The organism is Parabacteroides sp. AF48-14 (genome assembly GCF_003477465.1).
In the GTDB taxonomy this organism is placed as follows: domain Bacteria; phylum Bacteroidota; class Bacteroidia; order Bacteroidales; family Tannerellaceae; genus Parabacteroides; species Parabacteroides acidifaciens.
Window position 1 is genome coordinate 42,401 of record NZ_QUDI01000018.1, and the last position, 18,937, is coordinate 61,337.

Annotated in this window: 10 protein-coding genes and 2 pseudogenes; 8 read left to right on the forward strand and 4 right to left on the reverse strand. The window is 47.7% G+C overall.

From position 1 onward, the window contains the following. Positions 1–7 precede the first annotated feature (7 nt). Positions 8–907 (forward strand): glycerophosphodiester phosphodiesterase family protein, encoded by a 900-nt coding sequence (locus DW083_RS10120; RefSeq protein WP_122332298.1) that lies wholly within the window; start codon positions 8–10, stop codon positions 905–907. A 25-nt stretch (positions 908–932) separates the two neighbouring features. Here DW083_RS10120 and DW083_RS10125 read toward each other — a convergent pair whose 3' ends face one another. The 3 genes from DW083_RS10125 to DW083_RS10140 form a co-directional block, all read right to left on the reverse strand. Further along, the gene (locus DW083_RS10125) at positions 933–1,586 is read right to left on the reverse strand and encodes a M28 family peptidase (RefSeq protein ID WP_370038987.1); all 654 of its coding nucleotides are present in this window, start codon (positions 1,584–1,586) and stop codon (positions 933–935) included. Next, positions 1,528–1,740 (reverse strand): DDE-type integrase/transposase/recombinase, encoded by a 213-nt coding sequence (locus DW083_RS23605; protein WP_158582107.1) that lies wholly within the window; start codon positions 1,738–1,740, stop codon positions 1,528–1,530. The genes DW083_RS10125 and DW083_RS23605 overlap by 59 nt, the downstream gene beginning before the upstream one ends. 752 nt (positions 1,741–2,492) lie before the next feature. Further along, the gene (locus DW083_RS10140) at positions 2,493–6,449 is read right to left on the reverse strand and encodes a hybrid sensor histidine kinase/response regulator transcription factor (protein ID WP_122332302.1); all 3,957 of its coding nucleotides are present in this window, start codon (positions 6,447–6,449) and stop codon (positions 2,493–2,495) included. Positions 6,450–6,753: 304 nt separating this feature from the next. On the opposite strand from DW083_RS10140, the pseudogene DW083_RS10145 reads away from it, so the two are divergent. The 7 genes and pseudogenes from DW083_RS10145 to DW083_RS10170 all read left to right on the forward strand — a co-directional run. Next, positions 6,754–8,540, forward strand: a pseudogene (locus DW083_RS10145) (DUF1793 domain-containing protein); the annotation flags it as partial. A 72-nt stretch (positions 8,541–8,612) separates the two neighbouring features. Beyond that, positions 8,613–9,590, forward strand: coding sequence for a family 43 glycosylhydrolase (locus DW083_RS22265; protein WP_199659167.1), 978 nt, complete (start codon positions 8,613–8,615; stop codon positions 9,588–9,590). 39 nt (positions 9,591–9,629) lie between these two features. Then, positions 9,630–11,438, forward strand: a complete 1,809-nt coding sequence (locus DW083_RS10150; protein WP_122332303.1) for a glycoside hydrolase family 2 protein — start codon at positions 9,630–9,632, stop codon at positions 11,436–11,438. 4 nt (positions 11,439–11,442) lie between these two features. Further along, positions 11,443–13,296 carry a glycoside hydrolase family 2 protein gene (locus DW083_RS10155; RefSeq protein ID WP_122332304.1) on the forward strand — a complete coding sequence of 618 codons (1,854 nt, stop codon included), beginning with the start codon at positions 11,443–11,445 and terminating at the stop codon, positions 13,294–13,296. Between the two features lie 225 nt (positions 13,297–13,521). Then, positions 13,522–15,129: a CTP synthase gene (locus tag DW083_RS10160; RefSeq protein ID WP_122332305.1), complete on the forward strand. Its 1,608-nt coding sequence runs from the start codon at positions 13,522–13,524 to the stop codon at positions 15,127–15,129. 8 nt (positions 15,130–15,137) lie between these two features. After that, the gene (gene yidC / locus DW083_RS10165) at positions 15,138–17,042 is read left to right on the forward strand and encodes a membrane protein insertase YidC (RefSeq protein ID WP_122332306.1); all 1,905 of its coding nucleotides are present in this window, start codon (positions 15,138–15,140) and stop codon (positions 17,040–17,042) included. A 302-nt stretch (positions 17,043–17,344) separates the two neighbouring features. After that, positions 17,345–18,172, forward strand: coding sequence for a DUF6057 family protein (locus tag DW083_RS10170; protein WP_122332307.1), 828 nt, complete (start codon positions 17,345–17,347; stop codon positions 18,170–18,172). Here the strand turns inward: DW083_RS10170 and kdsB are convergent. Continuing rightward, positions 18,147–18,910, reverse strand: a pseudogene (gene kdsB / locus DW083_RS10175) (3-deoxy-manno-octulosonate cytidylyltransferase). The gene DW083_RS10170 and the pseudogene kdsB overlap by 26 nt on opposite strands. Between the last annotated feature and the right edge of the window lie 27 nt (positions 18,911–18,937).

The window sequence follows — 18,937 nt, forward strand, 5'->3', positions numbered from 1 at the left end:
GAAGCAAATGAAAAGAATACTTTTTATTATAGTTAGTTGTTTAGTCATGCATTGCACGCTTTCCGCCCAGGAAAGTGTGCAATCACTAATCCAGGCGTTGAGAGATCCTGCCTCGAAGAAAGTGTTGGTGGTTTCTCATCGTGGCGACTGGCGGCATGCGCCCGAAAACTCGTTGCAGGCGTTTGAGAATTGCATCCGGATGGGAGTGGATATGGTTGAAATCGATTTGAAGATGACTAAAGACGGTCATTTGGTATTGATGCACGATAAAACCATTGACCGGACAACGGATGGCAAAGGTGCGCCTTCTGATTATACGCTCGAAGAGATACGGCGCTTCCATTTGAAGGACAGTGCGGGCGAACTTACCTCTCACGTAATCCCGACATTCGAAGAAGTGCTAGATTTATGCAAAGGAAAGATACTGATCAATGTCGATAAGGGCTACGAGTTCTTTAAAGAAGTATATGCCTTGACAGAGCAGACGGGGACAACGGAACAGGTCGTGATCAAGTCCGGCAACCGGTTGAAGAAGGTGCAGGAAGAAAACGGCGATGTCCTGAATCGGGTAATTTATATGCCTATTATCAGCTTGGACAGTCCGGATGCCAGCCTGATAGTAGACGAATACTTGGCGATTTCCCCCGTGGCCATAGAGTGTTGCTTCAAGACCGAAATGCCCGAGGTTATACAGCTTTTACAGAAGATAAAATCTTCCGGAAAAACAAAGATATGGATCAACTCCCTTTGGCCGTCATTAAATGCCGGACATGATGATGAACGGGCCGTCACCCGGAACCAACCGGACGAATCGTGGGGTTGGATCCTTTCCCAAGGGGCTTCCCTGATTCAGACGGACCGTCCTGCTGAGTTACTGGAATATCTGGAGGGAAAAGGCCGTAGATGAATGAATAAAAGTTCAGCTTCCGGCGTTACTTGTATAGTCCTTCTCGCGACAAGAGGTGGTCCAGGTTGGCAACGCCTAACGTTACGATCGCCATCACCGTAGCAGCCTGTTCCTGGTATTCCGGGATGCTCTTGCTGTAGGTGTCGCGTTCGGTATGCCAGATTTCGCCGTAGCTGAAGTTATAGCCTTTGATATCCTGTTCATTGAAGTCGATGGTGGGGACTGCTTCTATTGCAAAGACGGAAGCATCCGTGCCTCCCGGTTGTGTCGGCTTGGTGAAAGGACCGGCTTCTTTTACTTCGAACGGATAGTCGGGGCGGATTTTCTTGATAGGTTCGCAAATCTTGACGAAATCCTTATACATCGCCTTCGGCACGTCGATACCTACCGGAGGTGTCGGGCCGCCGTCGCGGTTGAAGAGGTTGGAGATTTTGTCTAACTTATCTTTATTCACTTTCACCCAGGCTGTAGAACCGAGCAACCCGAATTCTTCGCCGGCAAAGGCGCAGAACAGCATTGTCCGCTTAGGCTTTGCCCCGGATTTCATAATCATACGGGCTGCCTCCATGACCGGGCTCATTCCCTTAAGCCTCATTTTAATTCTATCATTATTATACCAATCAATATATGCCTCTAGTTCCTTCTTGAACTCTTTCATGGATTTTAAATTCCTTGTTATATAATAGTTCTGACTTCATAAGCCCAAAGAAGTTTTCCATAACAGGGTTATCCAGGCAATTTCCCTTTCGTGACATGCTTTGTAATATACCATGTTCGGTCAAGGCTTCTTGATAATTTTTATGTTGATATTGCCATCCTTGATCAGAATGCAATATGATTTGATTCTCTTTTGGTCATTTGTCGGTAATGGCAAACAGGTCATTCAGCATTTTGTTTATTTGTTCTAAGTCCGCTCTATCGGCTATATTATAACTTAGTATTTCTCCGTTAATATCTATTACAGGTGATAAGAAACTTTCCTGTTGGCCAATTGATATTTGCGACACATCTGTGGCAAGCTTACGGTAAGGGCGATCTGCCCTAAAATCCCTGTTCAGGATGTTGGGGGCAATCTTACCGACAGTTCCTTTATATGACCGATACCGTTAGAAGGTAGAACGAGCCATCCCTTTAATCTCTAACAGCAGGTCGAGACTATGTTCCGGTCTTACTCGAATGGCTAACGTCATACTTCACGCAGAGCTGCCACAAAGGTAAGCAATCGACCTCATACTCTTGGATTATTTGCTCTTTCAATTCGAAGCTTACAACTGCTTTCTTATAATTTTCTAAACCAGAGAGACCATATTTCTTATATCTGCCAAAAAGAATATATAAATAATGGTCGCTTACATGAGAACGAGTCATCAACTCAACCATGCTAACTCCTGCTTCATGAAGTCGGAGAATCTCCTGCTTTTCTTCTAATGTGTGATGTTTTGACATAAATAAACCCCAAAAGTTAGACAAAAAACTTTTGGGTTTACTTCATTTTGACACACCCCCATTATCAATTGTACCGGCCTGACCGAAGAAGAAATAGCTTCTTTATAAGAATATTTGAACCTGTAAATGATAAACCATTCTATTTGTCACCGACTAACAGTTTAATATACTCCGTCGGACTTTTTCCATACTGCTTCTGGAAGCAGGTGGAGAAGTAGGCCGGGGAAGAGAAGCCAACCTGGAAAGCGATCTCGTTGATGCGGTTCTCACCGTTTTGCATCAGCAGGATCGCTTTCTTTAACCGGGCGATCCGGATGAAATCGTTGGGGGAGAGGCCGGACAGACCTTTTACCTTGCGATAGAGGCTGGAGGTGCTCATGCCCATTGTGTCGGCAAGCATTTCGACGGACAGGGCCTCATTGTTGAGGTGCTCTTCCAGATAATCGTTCAGTTTGCGCAGGAAAATATCGTCTACCTGTGAGACAGCTAACGTTGCAACCGGGGCAAGCGGTTTTTCGAGATATGTCTTGTTCAGCAATTCCCGGCTTTTCAATAGGTTGCCGACTTGGGCCGCCAGCAGCTCGATGGAGAACGGTTTCTCCATATAAGCGTCCGCCCCCGTGTTCAATCCTTTCAGACGCGATTGCAGGTTATGTTGGGCAGTCAACAGGATAAAAGGAATATGACTGATGTTGACATCGTTTTTCACTTCATTGCAGAGTTCGAAACCATCCATCAACGGCATCATGACATCACTTATAATCAGATTGACCGTTTTCTTGCGAATCAGGTCGAGGGCTGCTTTTCCGTTTTCAGCTTCCAACACCTGATAAGTCTCTGCCAGCTCGCGGGCGATGAAACGGCGCATATCGTCCTGGTCTTCGACGATCAGGATAACCGGCTGTCCTGTTTCGGGCAAGGTGATCATTTCCGGCTTTTCTTTTTCATTATCGGTTTTTATCAGGAAGCTGTCTTCCTGCTGTTCCGGTAACATAAGGACAAACTGGTTCAGTCCGTCCGGTGTTTGCCGGTAGAAGAGCCTGCCCCGATGAAACTCCGTCAGGGAGTGGGCCAGCGACAAGCCGATGCCGCTTCCCTGCTGGTTTTCTGTCTCTTTCAAACGATAGAATGGGCTGAATATGTTTTCTGCTTCACTTTCGGGAATCAGATGGCCGTCATTGGTGACAAGGATCGTGAACATCCGTTCTTCGCCTGCCGGCGGTAATAGTTCGAGCGATATGCTGCTGTCCGAATACTTCAGTGCATTGCTGAGCATATTGCTGACAATCTTGGCAAACGCTTCCCGGTCCAGACAAGCCTCGAAAGGAATCTCCGGCAGCTTGACGGTGAAGCTCTTGTTCTCTTTTTCGAAAGCCGGCCGGAACGGATGCAGGATGGTTTCGAGCCAAAGCACGACATCGGTCGAGACATAGTTCAGTTTGAATCCCCGGCTTTCCGTCTTGCGGAAATCCAACAGTTGGTTGCTGAGGTCCAGTAGCCGCCCGGTGTTTTTCTCGATAATCTCGAGATTTTCCCGGGTGGCGGGAGTGCCGTCTCCGGAGCGGAGGATTTTCTCTAACGGCGCTTTGATCAGCGTCAGCGGTGTCCGTATCTCATGCGTGATAAAGGTGAAGAACTGTATTTTGGCATTATAGAGCTCTTTCTCCTTTTTGCTTTCGAATATTTCGCGGTTGATCCGGTGTTTCTCTTCTAACTTTGCCTTTTTGTAATTATACCAAAGCACGATCAGCAGGCACAGGATCAGAAAATAGATGAGTAGTGCCCATCCTGTAGCCCAGAATGGCGGCGTAACCGTGATTTTGAGCATAGTCTCGTTGTCCTGCCAGACACCGCTGCTGTTGGTCGATTTGACACGGAAAATATATTTCCCGGGCGATAGATTGGCAAAGGTCACATCTTTGTTCTGGTTCATATAAATCCAGTCTTTGTCGCTGCCTTCCAGTTGATAGGCATACTGGATGGCGTCCGGTGAAGTATAGCTTAGGGCTATGTACGAAAGGGTGAAGGTCGAGCGGTTGTAAGGCAGTTTCAATTCGCCGTTTTCCATGATCCGATTGACATTATACTTGGGGGCGCCGATGCGGTCGTCCCGCACGAATATACGGGTGATGCAAAGGGGAGGCGAGGAGGGATCTTCCTTGAAATCGCGCGGATTGAAAGCGATCATGCCGTTGATAGTTCCCATGAACATGGTCCCGTCGGGCATTTGGTAGGAGGAGCAATAGTTGAACTGTGTTTCGGGCAAGCCTTCCGTGTAGGAGAATGTCTTCATTACATAAGTTTCCGGATTGAAACGGACCAATCCGTTGGCTGTCGCGATCCAGAAGAAGTGTTCCTCGTCTTCCATAATGCGGTGTACGATATTGCTGGGAAGCCCGTTCTCCACCGTGATGCGGTTGAATGAATCCGACTGGTCGTTATAGAGGGAAAAACCGTAGACGGTCGATACCCAGATACGTCCTTTCGAATCTTCGAAGATGGAAGTGACATTATTATCGCCGATAGTCTGGGAACGCTGTCGGCTTGCCTCGTAGCGCGTGATCTTTTTGTCTGTGCCCGAATAGCGATAGGCCCCGGTTGTCGTAGCGATCCAGATATCATCTTTTGTGTCTTTATAGATTTGGCGGACCATTGACCGTATTTCTGTCCCCCACGGGATAAAACGTCCTTCTTTCTTTTGGAAGAGGACGAGCCCGTCGGAAGTCCCGATCAGGATTTCATTGTCCGACAATTTGCAGAAGCAGAGCACGAAATCCGATGGCAGCCGGTTTTGAGTACCGGCACGCGTATATCGTTTGACGATTTTCCCTGTCGGGATGTCCATCAGGTCGATTCCCGTATTGAACGTGCCGATCCACAGTTGGTTTCCGTCGGCAAGCAGGCCGTGGATGTTGGTAGCCGACAGCGGATGGGTAGGATTGCTGCGTGAGAAGTTCGTGATCTCGCCGGTTGCCGGGTTATAGCGATTGATCCCATTGTCTTCGGTTCCTAACCAGAGGTTGCCGTACTGGTCGGGGCAGATTTCCCGCACGGCATTGCCCAGCATCTTGGGATGTGTTTTTCCCCCGATAAAATAGGTAAAGGGAAAATATTCTTTAGGCAGATAGTTGATCCCTCCGAAGAATGTCGTAGCCCACATGCCGCCCTCGCGGTCCCTTGTCACCGAGTAGACGGCATTGTCGGAAATGGTATATTCGTTGGTCAGCGATTTCTGTAGATGCGTAATGCTGCGATTTGCCATATTAAAGATGTGGATACCGGATTCGGAAGCGATCCAGTAGGTGTTTTTCCCGTATTGCGTAATGTCCCGCACTTGTATGTCCGGGATAATCGTTTCCACTTTCCGGCTGCGTTCGTCGTAAAACTTGAGTCCGGCCCGGTCTGTTCCCACCAATACGCCCCAGTCAGGCACATGGCAGAGCGCGGAGAGGCTGATCGGGTTTTCTTTTTCTTTTTCTGTCAGGATCGGGATGCGGACGAATTTATCGGTCTCCGGTTTGTAGAAGTACAGGTCGTAGTGTCCGGCCAGCAATGGCTCGCCCTCTTCGGTCATCGTGATGTCCACCGGATTGATCTGTTCTCCTTCAGGGTAAAAATGCGGACTTTTTTCGCCCGATACTTCATAGCGGGCGATCCGGTTGTAGCTTATCAGCCAAAGATTCCCTTTCTTGTCTTCCCGGATTTGCTGGAAATATTCCGGTGCGTTGTCGCTGTCTGAAAATGTCAGCGGATGGAAAGAATCCGTTTTATAATCGTAGTAGCAGGTATAAGAGTTCGTACACACCCACAGCCTGTTTTTCGAATCTTCGAAAAGGCTGATGATGCGGTCGTTCGGCAAGCTCTCCGGGTCGTATGAGTTATAGCGGTAGATACGGAAATTATGGCCGTCGAAACGGTTCAGCCCGTCATCTGTCCCGAACCACATGAATCCCTTTTTATCCTGGAGGGTGCAATAGACAGTGTTGTGCGACAGCCCTTGCTTATTGGTATAATGCCGGAAATATAAGTCGTGAGCCTTGCCCGGTACGGGAAAGAGCGATAGAAGCGCGAGGATCGTAATAAGAAGAAATCTCATAAGATGTTGTGTTTCTCTATTAGTATAGGGCAAAAGTAAGCAAAAAATCAGTATGGAAACGGGTTTTGATTGATATTTGAAAGGTTATGATTGATGCTTGAAAGGGGTTTTGAGGGGTGAAAACTACCTTTGCGCTGTCAGTGAATATTAAATGTTGTGTTTTAATAAATATAAAGAAAGAATGAAGAGAACCGCTCTGATACTAATGATTTGCTGCCTGTGGGTACTGAATGTGTCCTGCGGTTCAGGAGATTTATTTCAGCCGGATAAGAAGAACGCTTTACGCGCTCCTTCTTATCCGCTCATTACAATTGATCCTTACACCAGTGTGTGGTCGTTTGCGGACAAATTGAATGAAGATGCCACCCGCCATTGGACCGGAAAGGAACAATCCCTGTTAGGTGTTCTCGAAGTCGACGGAACCGCTTATCGCTTTATGGGAAAAGAAATTCCGGCGGAAAACGCTCCGGAACGTTTTGCGACAGCGGCTGTCCAGCAGTCGGTGAATGTCCTTCCTACACAAACCTATTATACCTTTGAATGCGGTCCCGTATTGTTGGATCTTGTTTTTACCGCCCCTTTATTGTTGGATGATCCGGACCGGATGTCCACACCCGTTAATTATATATCCTGGCAAGTGCGTTCGGCCGACGGAAAAGAACATAAAGTCCGGGTGGTCGTGGAAGCATCGCCCGCCTTGGCTGTTCATTCGGCAGAACAGGCAGTTGTGGTTACCGGCGAAGAAGAGAATGGCATTTCTTATCTGAAAACAGGAACAGTGGAACAAGCTGTCTTGGCGCGTAAGGGAGACGATGTCTGTATCGATTGGGGCTATTTCTATTTGGCGGCTCCGACAGAGGTGCAGACCGAAATGAAAATAAGCGACCGGAACCAGCTTGTTTACAGCCATGATCCGGGCTCTGTATCGGCATCACCCGCCACTGGTTTCCTGATGGTTGGCTATGACGACCTCTATGCTATCCAGTATTTCAAGGATAACCGCATGGCTTATTGGAAACATAACGGAGAAAAAAATATCCGGCAGGCTTTTGAAGAGGCCTCCGCGCAGTATCGTTCGCTCATGAACCGTTGCCGCCGTTTTGACAACCGCTTGATGGAAGATGCGGAAAAGGCGGGAGGAAAAGAATATGCCGAACTTTGTGCCGTGGCTTACCGGCAGGCGATCGCCGCGCATAAACTGGTGGAAGATGCCGAGGGCAACCTGCTTTTTCTTTCCAAAGAAAATTTCAGCAACGGTTCGATCGGCACGGTGGATGTGACTTATCCGTCCGCCCCTCTGTTTCTGCTCTATAATCCGGAACTGCTGAAAGGCATGTTGAACCCGATTTTCTATTACAGCGAAAGCGGACAGTGGAACAAGCCCTTTGCCGCACACGATGTCGGGACTTATCCGCAGGCGAACGGACAAACCTACGGAGCGATATGCCGGTGGAGGAAAGTGGCAATATGCTGATCCTGACTACAGCCATCGCCCTGCGCGAAGGAAATGCCGAGTATGCCCGCCGGCATTGGGATGTGCTGACCGTTTGGGCGAACTATCTGCTGAAAGAAGGCCTGGATCCCGATAACCAGTTGTGCACCGACGACTTTGCCGGTCACTTCGCCCATAATGCGAATCTGTCCATCAAAGCGATTATGGGAATCGCCGGATATGGAAAACTGGCCGGTATGCTGGGGGATCAGGAGACCGCTGAAAAATATATTTCCGCCGCCCGCAAGATGGCGAAGAAATGGACTATGATGGCGGACAACGGTGATCACTACCGCCTGACATTCGACCAGCCCGACACCTGGAGCCAGAAGTACAATCTGATCTGGGACAAACTTTTCGGAATGAATATATTCCCCGCCGGAATTGCGGAAAAAGAAATGGACTATTACCAGACTGTCCAGCAGCCGTACGGGCTTCCGCTCGATAGCCGCAAGACTTACACCAAATCGGATTGGATCGTTTGGACAGCTTGCCTGACAGACAATCCGGATGATTTCCGCCGGTTGGTTTCCCCCGTTTACAAATATGCAAACGAGACGGAGACGCGCATGCCTTTGAGCGACTGGCACGAGACGACTAACGGCCGTTCCGTCGGATTCCGCGCCCGTTCCGTTGTAGGCGGCTATTTTATGAAGATGCTGGAACAACAGATGTATAAGCCTTCTGTCCGTCCGCAACAGACGGAACAGCCGGTTGCCGAAGCAAAGCGGACATATCGCAATCCGATCATCGATTACAGCCTGCCCGATCCGACGATCATCAAGGCTGCCGACGGCTATTTCTATGTCTATGCCACCGAGAATATCCGCAACACGCCGATCCACCGTTCCCGTAACCTCGTGGACTGGGAAGAAGTCGGGACCGCTTTTACGGAAGAGACACGTCCGACCTTTGAACCGAAAGGCGGCCTTTGGGCGCCGGATATCAATTATATCAACGGACAATATGTGTTATATTATTCAATGTCCGTATGGGGAGGCGAATGGACTTGCGGTATCGGTGTCGCCACATCCGACAAACCGGAAGGGCCGTTCACGGATCATGGACCGCTGTTCCGTAGCAAGACAATTCAAGTTCAAAATTCAATAGACCAATTTTACATGGAAGATAACGGGAAAAAGTATCTCTTCTGGGGTAGTTTTCGCGGTATCTATGGGATAGAGCTGTCGGACGACGGCCTGTCTATCCGGGACGGAGCCATCAAACAGCAGGTTGCCGGAACCGCCTACGAAGGTACTTACATCCACAAAAGAGGCAATTATTATTATCTGTTCGCCTCGATAGGGAGTTGTTGTGAGGGATTGAAAAGTACCTATACCACAGTCGTAGGCCGCTCTGACAACCTGTTTGGCCCGTACACCGACAAGCAGGGACAGCCGATGATGGAAAATCATCACGAAATATTGATTCATGGCAATGAGGCGTTTGTCGGAACCGGCCATAACTCCGAAATCGTCGCAGACGATCGGGGCAACGACTGGATCCTCTACCACGCCGTGAGCCGTGCAAACCCGACAGGCCGTGTCCTGATGATGGACCAGGTCCGTTGGAAAGACGGCTGGCCGGAAGTCGAAGGGGCAACACCTTCATTGGAGGCGGAAGCACCCACTTTTTTAGTTGAAAATTGAAAGTTGAAAGATAATTCATAAATCATAAATTCGTAAATCATGAAAAAGACGTTGTTAATATGTTGTGCTTTGGCACTGGCTTTGGGCGCACAGGCCCAATGGAAACCGGTTGGAGATAAGATTAAGACGCAGTGGGCGGAACAGGTGAATCCGGCAAATGTCCTTCCCGAATATCCCCGTCCCCAGTTGGAACGTGGCGACTGGCAGAACCTGAACGGTGAGTGGGAATATGCCATCAAACCGGTTGGTAATGCCGAACCGGCTGCTTTCGATGGCAAGATATTAGTTCCTTTTGCTGTCGAATCTTCCCTTTCCGGTGTTCAGAAAGAAGTTGGCGAAAACAATGAACTGTGGTATAAACGCACTTTCACGGTTCCTTCTGCCTGGAAAAATAAAGATATTGTTTTGAATTTCGGTGCAGTAGACTGGAAAGCCGATGTTTTTGTGAACGACATCCTGGTTGGCACTCATCAGGGAGGCTTCACTCCGTTCTCTTTCAATATCACCCCGTATCTGACCGGCAAGAGCGGCCAGAAATTAGTTGTCCGTGTATGGGACCCGAGCGATAAAGGATTTCAGCCGCGTGGAAAGCAAACATCCCGTCCGGAAAGTATCTGGTACACGCCTGTGACAGGTATCTGGCAGACTGTCTGGTTGGAACCGGTTGCTTCTGCACATGTGACTTCAGTGAAAGCAATTCCTAATATCGACACGAATACATTGAATGTAACAGTCGGCACTTCCTGCAACTGCCCTTCCGGCATCGTGACTGTAAAACTGTTGGATAAAGGCCAGGTTGTCGCTTCGGCTAAGGGTGTTCAGGGCAAGGAACTTCGCCTGAATGTCCAGAACCCGACACTTTGGAGCCCGTCCAATCCGTATCTGTACGATATGACGGTTTCATTGGCAAAAGACGGCAAAGTGCTGGACGAAGTGAAATCCTATACAGCTTTCCGTAAGATATCTTCCAAACGCGATGCGAACGGCATCATGCGTATGCAGCTGAACAATCAGGACCTCTTCCAATACGGCCCGCTGGATCAAGGCTGGTGGCCTGACGGACTTTATACGGCTCCGACGGACGAAGCTCTATTGTACGATGTCAAGAAGACAAAAGACTGGGGTTTCAATATGATCCGTAAACACGTGAAAGTGGAACCTGCCCGCTGGTATTATCATTGCGATAAGGAAGGTATGCTCGTTTGGCAGGATATGCCGAGCGGTGACATGGGTAACAGCTGGGCGCCTCATACTTACAATGGTGGAACAGACAAAGACCGTACGGCCGAATCCGTTGCCAATTATTATCAGGAATGGAAAGAGATCATGGACTTGTGTGTCTCCAATCCTTCTGTTGTTGTCTGGGTTCCTTTCAATGAAGCATGGGGGCAGTTCGATACGGAAAAGGTGGTTGAATGGACTGCGTCTTACGATCCTTCCCGTCTGGTGAATCCGGCAAGCGGCGGTAACCATCGTTCTTGCGGCGATATCCTGGATTTGCATAACTATCCGGCTCCCGATATGTATCTGTTCGATCCGCAGCGTGTAAACGTGCTCGGTGAATATGGCGGTATCGGTCTTCCGGTGGAAAACCATTTGTGGTGGGACAAACGCAACTGGGGGTATGTACAGTTCAAAAACAGCGCTGAAGTGACAGCCGAATATGTGAAGTATGCCAATATCCTGAAAGATTATGTGAAACGTGGTTTCTCGGCTGCTGTCTATACGCAGACAACCGATGTGGAAGGCGAAGTCAACGGCTTGATGACATACGACCGTAAAGTGATCAAGATCGACGAAGCGGCCGTACGGAAAGCAAACCAGGCAGTTATTAACGAGTTGAAATAAAAGTATGAAACGGATCAGTCTTGCTTTTTTATCACTCTTTCTATGCGTGGCCTCTGTCTGGGCCATGCCCCGTCCCGAATATCCGCGCCCGCAGTTCGAGCGGGCGGATTGGGTAAATCTGAATGGCGAATGGACTTATTCATTTGACTTCGGCGGTTCCGGGATGGAACGTGAGTTCTATAAATCAAACGGATTTAATGATAAGATAACTGTCCCTTTCTGTCCGGAGAGTAAATTGTCCGGCGTAGGATATACGGATTTTATCAATCATTTCTGGTATCAGCGCCCGATTACGATTCCGCAGGAATGGAACGAGAAGAATATCCTGCTCAATTTTGGAGCGGTGTATTATAAATCGGAAGTGTATATCGACGGAGTTTTGGCTAACCGGCATTTTGGCGGAACCTCTTCATTTGCCGTCGATATAACCTCTTTGGTTAAACCGGGCCAGACGCATAGCTTGGTTGTTTACGTCGAAAGCGACCTGCGCGGAGCTAAACAGGCTGGCGGTAAACAAAATTTGCAATATGCATCTTATGGTTGTAACTATACCCGTACGACCGGTATCTGGCAGACCGTTTGGATGGAAGCCGTTCATCCGGAAGGTTTGCAGTCTGTACAGGTTCTGACGGATATCGACCAGCAGCAGTTGGTGGTTCGCCCCCGTTTCTATAAAGAACAGGGAGGGAAGTTGCAGGTGACATTGAAAGACAACGGCAAGGTGGTGGCCAACCAGACGGTTTCGGCAAGCTCTTTGTCCTCTGTTGTCCTTCCGGTCAAGAAGATGAAAACCTGGAGTCCGGAAAATCCTTTCCTGTACGATTTGGAATACAAAGTGCTGGATAAGAACGGCAATATTGTTGATGAAGTAAAAGGATATGCCGGTATGCGCAAAGTCCATATCGAAGGCAATAAGATTTATCTGAACAACAAGCCTTATTACCAGCGTCTGGTGCTCGACCAGGGATTTTATCCTGACGGTATCTGGACGGCTCCGAGTGACGAGGCATTGAAACGGGATATCGAACTGTCGATGGAGGCCGGATTCAATGGCGCACGCCTGCATCAGAAGGTTTTTGAAGAACGTTTCTACTATTGGGCGGATAAGATGGGATATCTGACTTGGGGGGAAGCTTCCAGTTGGGGAATGGATTGTAACGATACGGAAACGGCTCGTAATTTCATTACCGAATGGAGTGAAATTGTGCAGCGTGACCGTAATCATCCTTCGCTCCTGATCTGGACGCCGACGAACGAGGAGTTTTGGCCGGACCGTGTACAATATCCGCGCCTGATGCATGACCTCTACAACTTGACGAAACTGATCGATCCGACTCGTCCTTTCCACGGTGCAAGTGGTGGTACGCATATAGCAACGGATATCTGGACTGTCCACAACTACGAACAGGACCCAGCCAAGTTGAAAGATAAGCTGTACAACGGCGGCAAATTGATGGAGGCTCCGAAATGGGAAATCCATCTGATGCCGATGAATATCGGTTATAACGGCCTGAAATATACGGATCAGTATGCTTTCCCGGAATACAGGAAGGATATGCCTTATCTGGTGGATGAGTTCGGCGGTATCAAATGGAATCCCGCACAACAGACGGAAAGCGCCCAGAATACATCCTGGGGATATGGCGAACCTCCCCGTTCGCTGGAAGAGTTCTACACACGCCTGGAAGGCCAGGTCGATGCTGTCCTTTCTCTTTCAAATGACATTTGGGGATATTGCTATACGCAGCTGACAGACGTAGAACAGGAGCAAAACGGTATCTATTATTACGACCGTACTCCCAAATTCGACATGAAGCGCATCCACGCTATTTTCAGCAAAACACCAGAATCAAAATAATTACGGACTAAATTATTTATGGATCCGAATGGAAAGGGACTGTCAAAAGTCCCATTTCCTTCGGATCTTCTATTTCCTTTCTGCCTGCAGGCGTGTTTCTTTATAAAAGGTTACGTTCCGAATAATACTTCTATATCTTTCCCCTTGCCATGTGGATGAAAATATGTAACTTTGCAGTTTTGAAATGCGAGTGTGCAATTAAAAGATAATTAAAATATTACTATCGTGGCAGATACAAAGTACATCTTCGTTACGGGCGGCGTGGTCTCTTCTTTAGGTAAGGGAATTATTGCCGCATCTTTGGGTAAACTACTTCAGGCAAGAGGTTACAAGGTTACCATCCAGAAATTTGACCCCTATATTAATATCGATCCGGGAACGCTGAACCCGTACGAACATGGGGAATGCTATGTTACCGTAGACGGACATGAAGCGGATTTGGACCTCGGACACTACGAACGTTTTCTGAATGTCCAGACGACCCGCGCAAACAACATCACTACAGGACGCATCTATCAGAGCGTTATCAGCAAGGAACGGAAAGGGGATTACCTGGGTAAGACTGTTCAGGTGGTGCCTCATATCACGGATGAGATCAAACGCAACGTGAAATTGTTAGGTTCCAAATATAAGTTCGATTTCGTGATTACGGAGATCGGAGGTACTGTCGGTGATATCGAATCTCTTCCTTTTATTGAAAGCGTACGCCAGTTGAAGTGGGAGTTAGGTAAGAATTGTATTTGCGTACATCTTACTTATGTGCCTTACATCGCTGCGGCAAAAGAGTACAAGACGAAGCCGACACAGCATTCCGTAAAGCAATTGCAGGAATTAGGTATCCAGCCGGATGTGCTGGTGCTGCGTACCGAGCATGAATTGAACAGTAATATATTGAGTAAGGTCGCCCTGTTTTGCAACGTAGCACAGGATGCGGTTATACAGTCTATCGACGTTCCGACAATCTACGAGGTACCGTTGGTATTGCAGCGTCAGAAGATGGACGAAGTGATCCTGCGCAAAGTAGGGCTGGAAGTCGGACCGACGCCGGAAATGAAGGCTTGGCATCAGTTCCTGCAACGGAAAGTCGATGCAACCGAAACGGTGAAGATCGGGCTGGTCGGTAAATATGTGGAGTTGCAGGATGCGTATAAGTCTATTGACGAATCTTTGTTGCAGGCTGCTATTTATAATGACCGCAAGTTGGATCTGCACCTGTTCCATTCTGAAAAACTGAACGAGGGCAATGCTGCCGAATTGTTGAAAGACATGGATGGTATCCTGATTGCACCGGGCTTTGGCCAGCGTGGTATCGAAGGCAAGTTTGCCGCTTTGAAATATGCCCGCGAAAACGATGTGCCTTGCTTAGGTATCTGTCTGGGTATGCAGTGTATGGTGATCGAGTTTGCCCGTGATGTCATGGGACTGGATGACGCGAACTCCACCGAAATGGAGCCGAACACGCCGCATAAGGTGATCGACCTGATGGAAGAGCAGAAGAATGTGACCAACATGGGTGGTTCCATGCGTTTGGGTGCTTATGACTGTATTTTGAAGAAAGGTTCCAAGGCTTATGAAGCATATGGAAAAGAACATATCCAGGAGCGCCACCGCCATCGTTTTGAATTTAATAGCGAATACCGTGATCAGTTTGAAGCTGCCGGTATGATGTGTGTCGGTGAAAATCCGGAATCGAATCTGGTGGAAGTGGTCGAAATCCCGTCTCTGAAATGGTTTGTGGGCGTTCAGTTCCATCCCGAATATAACAGTACAGTTGTCAATCCTAACCCTCTTTTCGTTAGCTTTGTAAAGGCTGCAGTTGAGAATAAAAAATAAATTTGTAGATGGATAAAAACACGATAATAGGTTTTCTGCTTATTGGAGTTGTCTTAATTGTATTTACCTGGTTGAACAAACCTACACCGGAGCAGATGGAAGCACAGCGCCGGATGCAGGATTCGATAGCACAGGTAGAGTATGCAAAGCAGTTGGAGCAGCAGAAAGAATTGAATAAGGAAACAAAGGCGGACGACGAACTGGCGGATGTGCCCGATTCTGTACGGGTGGCACGTCTGCAGGGTAGTTTCGGAGTTTTTGCCGATGCGATGGTAGGAGAGGACGGTTCCACTGTTTTGGAAAACGAGCTGATTGAAGTCCGTTTGGAGAATAAGGGAGGACGTGTCGGTTACGTTCGCCTGAAAGAGTATGATAATTATAAGGATGAACCTTTGGTGTTATTCGATGCGAAAGATTCGAAGTTCGATTTCACCTTGGTGACAGCCACTAACCGTGTCGTAAATACCGGTGACCTCTATTTTACTCCGGTGAAGGGATCTGATCCCAACAGTGTGACCATGCGCCTGAACACAGGCGAAGGAAGCCATCTGGACTTCATCTATACATTGAAGCCGGACGATTATATGTTACAGTTCTCTATCAAGGGAACCGGCCTGAACGGTGTCTTGGCGCCAAGTACGACAGCTTTGGACCTGCTGTGGCAGCAGAAGATAACCCAGCAGGAGAAAGGGCGTAAGTTTGAAGATCGTTATGCAACGGTGTATTATAAATTTGTGGCGGATGATGTCGAGTACCTGAGTGAGACGAAGAATGACAGCAAACAACTGTCCAACCGTTTGAAATGGGTCGCTTATAAGGATATGTATTTCTCTTCTATCCTGATTGCCGGGAATGAAGGTTTCGAGTCGACGACGATCGATTCGAAGATGCTTCCTGCCGATGGCCCTTTCCTGAAAGAGTATAAGACAACGACCTCCGTGCCTTTCGACTTGAAAGGGAATGAAGCGACAGACCTGCGTTTCTACTTCGGTCCTAACCAGTTCTCATTGCTGAAATCGTTTGACAAAGGTGTCGAAAAGGCAGACCAGTTGGATCTGGAAAAGATCGTCCCGTTAGGATGGGGTATTTTCCGTTGGGTGAACCAGTATTTCGTTATTCCGTTGTTTAACTTCCTCGGACAGTTTATCCATAGTTACGGTTTGTTGATCTTCCTGTTGACGGTTATCGTGAAATTGATTTTGTTCCCGTTGACGTATAAGTCTTATATGTCGTCTGCCAAGATGCGCGTGTTGCGTCCTCAGGTGGAAGAGCTCAATGCGAAGTATCCGGGGCAGGATAAGGCTGTGGAACGGCAGCGGGCAACGATGGAGCTGTATAGCCGTGCCGGTGCAAGCCCGATGGCGGGATGTATCCCGATGCTGTTACAGATGCCGATTCTGGTGGCCCTGTTTATGTTCTTCCCGTCGGCGATCGAATTGCGCCACCAGAGTTTCCTTTGGGCGCACGATTTGTCTACCTATGATGCGATTGTAAGCTGGAACACCTATATTCCTATTATTACGCCGTATTTCGGTAATCATATCAGTTTGTTCTGTATGCTGATGACCATTACGAACATCATTTATACGAAGTTCAATATGGATCAGACCAATACGGGCCAGCAGCAGATGCCGGGCATGAAGGCCATGATGTATATGATGCCGGTGATGATGTTGGTGTTCTTCAACCAGTATGCATCCGGTCTGACTTACTACTACTTCATTTCGACTTTGATCACGATCCTGCAGACGGTTATCTTCCGTTATACGATTAACGAAGATAAATTACTGGCTAAGCTGGAGGCGAACAAGAAGAAGCCGATGAAGAAGTCCGGTTTTATGAAGCGTCTGGAAGAAGCACAGAAGGCACAACAGGCCCAGTTGGATAGGCAGAAACAACAGAGAAAGAGATAATAAAACAGCATTTTAATTTGTTGCTGTAGACATCAAAAGGATGTTTCAAAAGTCTGTATTTTAGAATACTGCTTTTGAAATATCCTTTTTTTCTTGTGTGCGGAAAGGATGCATTTTTTCTGTTATGCTTTGAAAATAAATAGGAGTCGGGATTTGCACCGTTATGAAATGTTTGTATATTTGTGATGTCTATCAATAAGTCAGTGAGTTGAGCTGTCTATGGATGATTAGGGCTTATATAGATCTTAGTTTTGTGGTGTATTGGGTTGTTTATAGGGTATAAATTTATCACTGATGGCTAGATGGCTAAAAGAGAAGTCCTTTTGCAAAGTATTGCAGTTGTTATATTTGCTGTGATATGTTTCGTCTTTTTCCGGTTTGCATGTTCTGCTGATCTTTTCCGGAAAGAACAAGTCGATGATTTGTTTACAATGAGTACCTTCCTTTCTTATCTGAACAAGCCGGCATGGTTCGTTTGTTATGCCGGAAACGCCTTGATTTCGATTGTGGGATTGTCCGGCGCTCCTGCCCTGGTCACATTTGTTTTGCTTCTTGAATGGTGGATATTGATTTCTGTCCTGAAACGTTTTCGTGTAGGAGAGATGGCACCTTTATATGCTTTCCTGCCGATTGTGCTGGAATGGGGAACCTATTGCCATCCCGGCTATTTGTTGCATTCCATTTTGTCTACGATAGTGGCACTTTTCATTTTTTGGAGATATACTTATATAAAGAATAAGTGGTTGAGTATGCTGGCCGGTTTATTGGCATTGCCTGTCATCTATTTTCTGGCCGGTAACAGACTTAATATTTTTGTGTTGTTGGTCCTTTTTTATGAGACATGCAAAGAGCCCAAGCGCTGGTTGTACTGGTGCCTGCTCTTGGTAGCGGGAAGCATCGTGCCCGTTTGGATGGGGCATTTTTATTCATTGACACAAGAACAGGCTTATTTGTATCCGCATAACGGGTTACCGGCTTTCTTCCCTCCCATATTGTTTTGTTTCAGCTTACTGCTTTTGCAGATGAAACGGTTCCGGGAGATGCCGTGTCGTGTTGTGCCAGTAACGGTTATGACTTGTGTTTTGCTGGCTCTGCTGGGCTCCATTATTTATACGTATGCTGATTTTTGAGGAATACTAACGCCTTTTTCATATCTTCCGGCGTGTCGATACCGATCGTTTCTTGCTGGGTGATACCGACTTTTATCTTATACCCGTTTTCCAGCCAGCGTAGTTGTTCGAGCTTTCGGCCAGTTCCAGCGGGGATTGGGGCAGATGGGTGATCTCGTTTAATGTCGTCGCCCGGTAAGCATACAATCCGATATGTTTGTAATAGGTATGATTCGGCAGCCATTCGGTATAGTTCTTGCCTCTCATATAAGGAATGATCGAGCGGCTGAAGTACATGGCTTCGCTATTCTTATTCAGAACTACTTTCGGCGAGTTGGCGTTGAATAATGTAGTCTCGAAGTCATCGTCCGGGCGAAAAGGCTTTACCAAAGTGGCGATCTGAATGCTGTCGTCCGTGAAACAAGCCTTTAAAGTCTCGATTTGTTCCGGTTGGATGAAAGGTTCGTCGCCCTGTATGTTGACAACCACGTCATAACCGTTGCCTATTTTGCAATAGGCTTCATAACAGCGGTCTGTGCCGCTTTTGTGGAGCTCTGATGTCATAACGACATTTCCTCCGAACGATTGGACGGCTGCTTCTATACGGCTGTCGTCTGTTGCGACGCAAACGGCGTCGAGAACTCCCTGGACCTGTTCATATACCCGCTGGATCATCGGTTTCCCTGCCATGTCAGCGAGCGGCTTTCCCGGAAAGCGGGTGGAAGCGTAGCGTGCCGGTATTATTCCTATAAATTTCATGTTTACGAATTATGAATTGTGTATCTA

What these genes read in the sequence shown, in the direction of transcription:
- DW083_RS10120 (WP_122332298.1), top strand. Translation starts at nt 8, where the DNA reads ATGAAAAGAATACTTTTTATTATAGTTAGTTGTTTAGTCATGCATTGC.
- DW083_RS10140 (WP_122332302.1), bottom strand. Translation starts at nt 6,449, where the DNA reads ATGAGATTTCTTCTTATTACGATCCTCGCGCTTCTATCGCTCTTTCCC.
- DW083_RS22265 (WP_199659167.1), top strand. Translation starts at nt 8,613, where the DNA reads ATGTATAAGCCTTCTGTCCGTCCGCAACAGACGGAACAGCCGGTTGCC.
- DW083_RS10150 (WP_122332303.1), top strand. Translation starts at nt 9,630, where the DNA reads ATGAAAAAGACGTTGTTAATATGTTGTGCTTTGGCACTGGCTTTGGGC.
- DW083_RS10155 (WP_122332304.1), top strand. Translation starts at nt 11,443, where the DNA reads ATGAAACGGATCAGTCTTGCTTTTTTATCACTCTTTCTATGCGTGGCC.
- yidC (WP_122332306.1), top strand. Translation starts at nt 15,138, where the DNA reads ATGGATAAAAACACGATAATAGGTTTTCTGCTTATTGGAGTTGTCTTA.
- DW083_RS10170 (WP_122332307.1), top strand. Translation starts at nt 17,345, where the DNA reads ATGGCTAAAAGAGAAGTCCTTTTGCAAAGTATTGCAGTTGTTATATTT.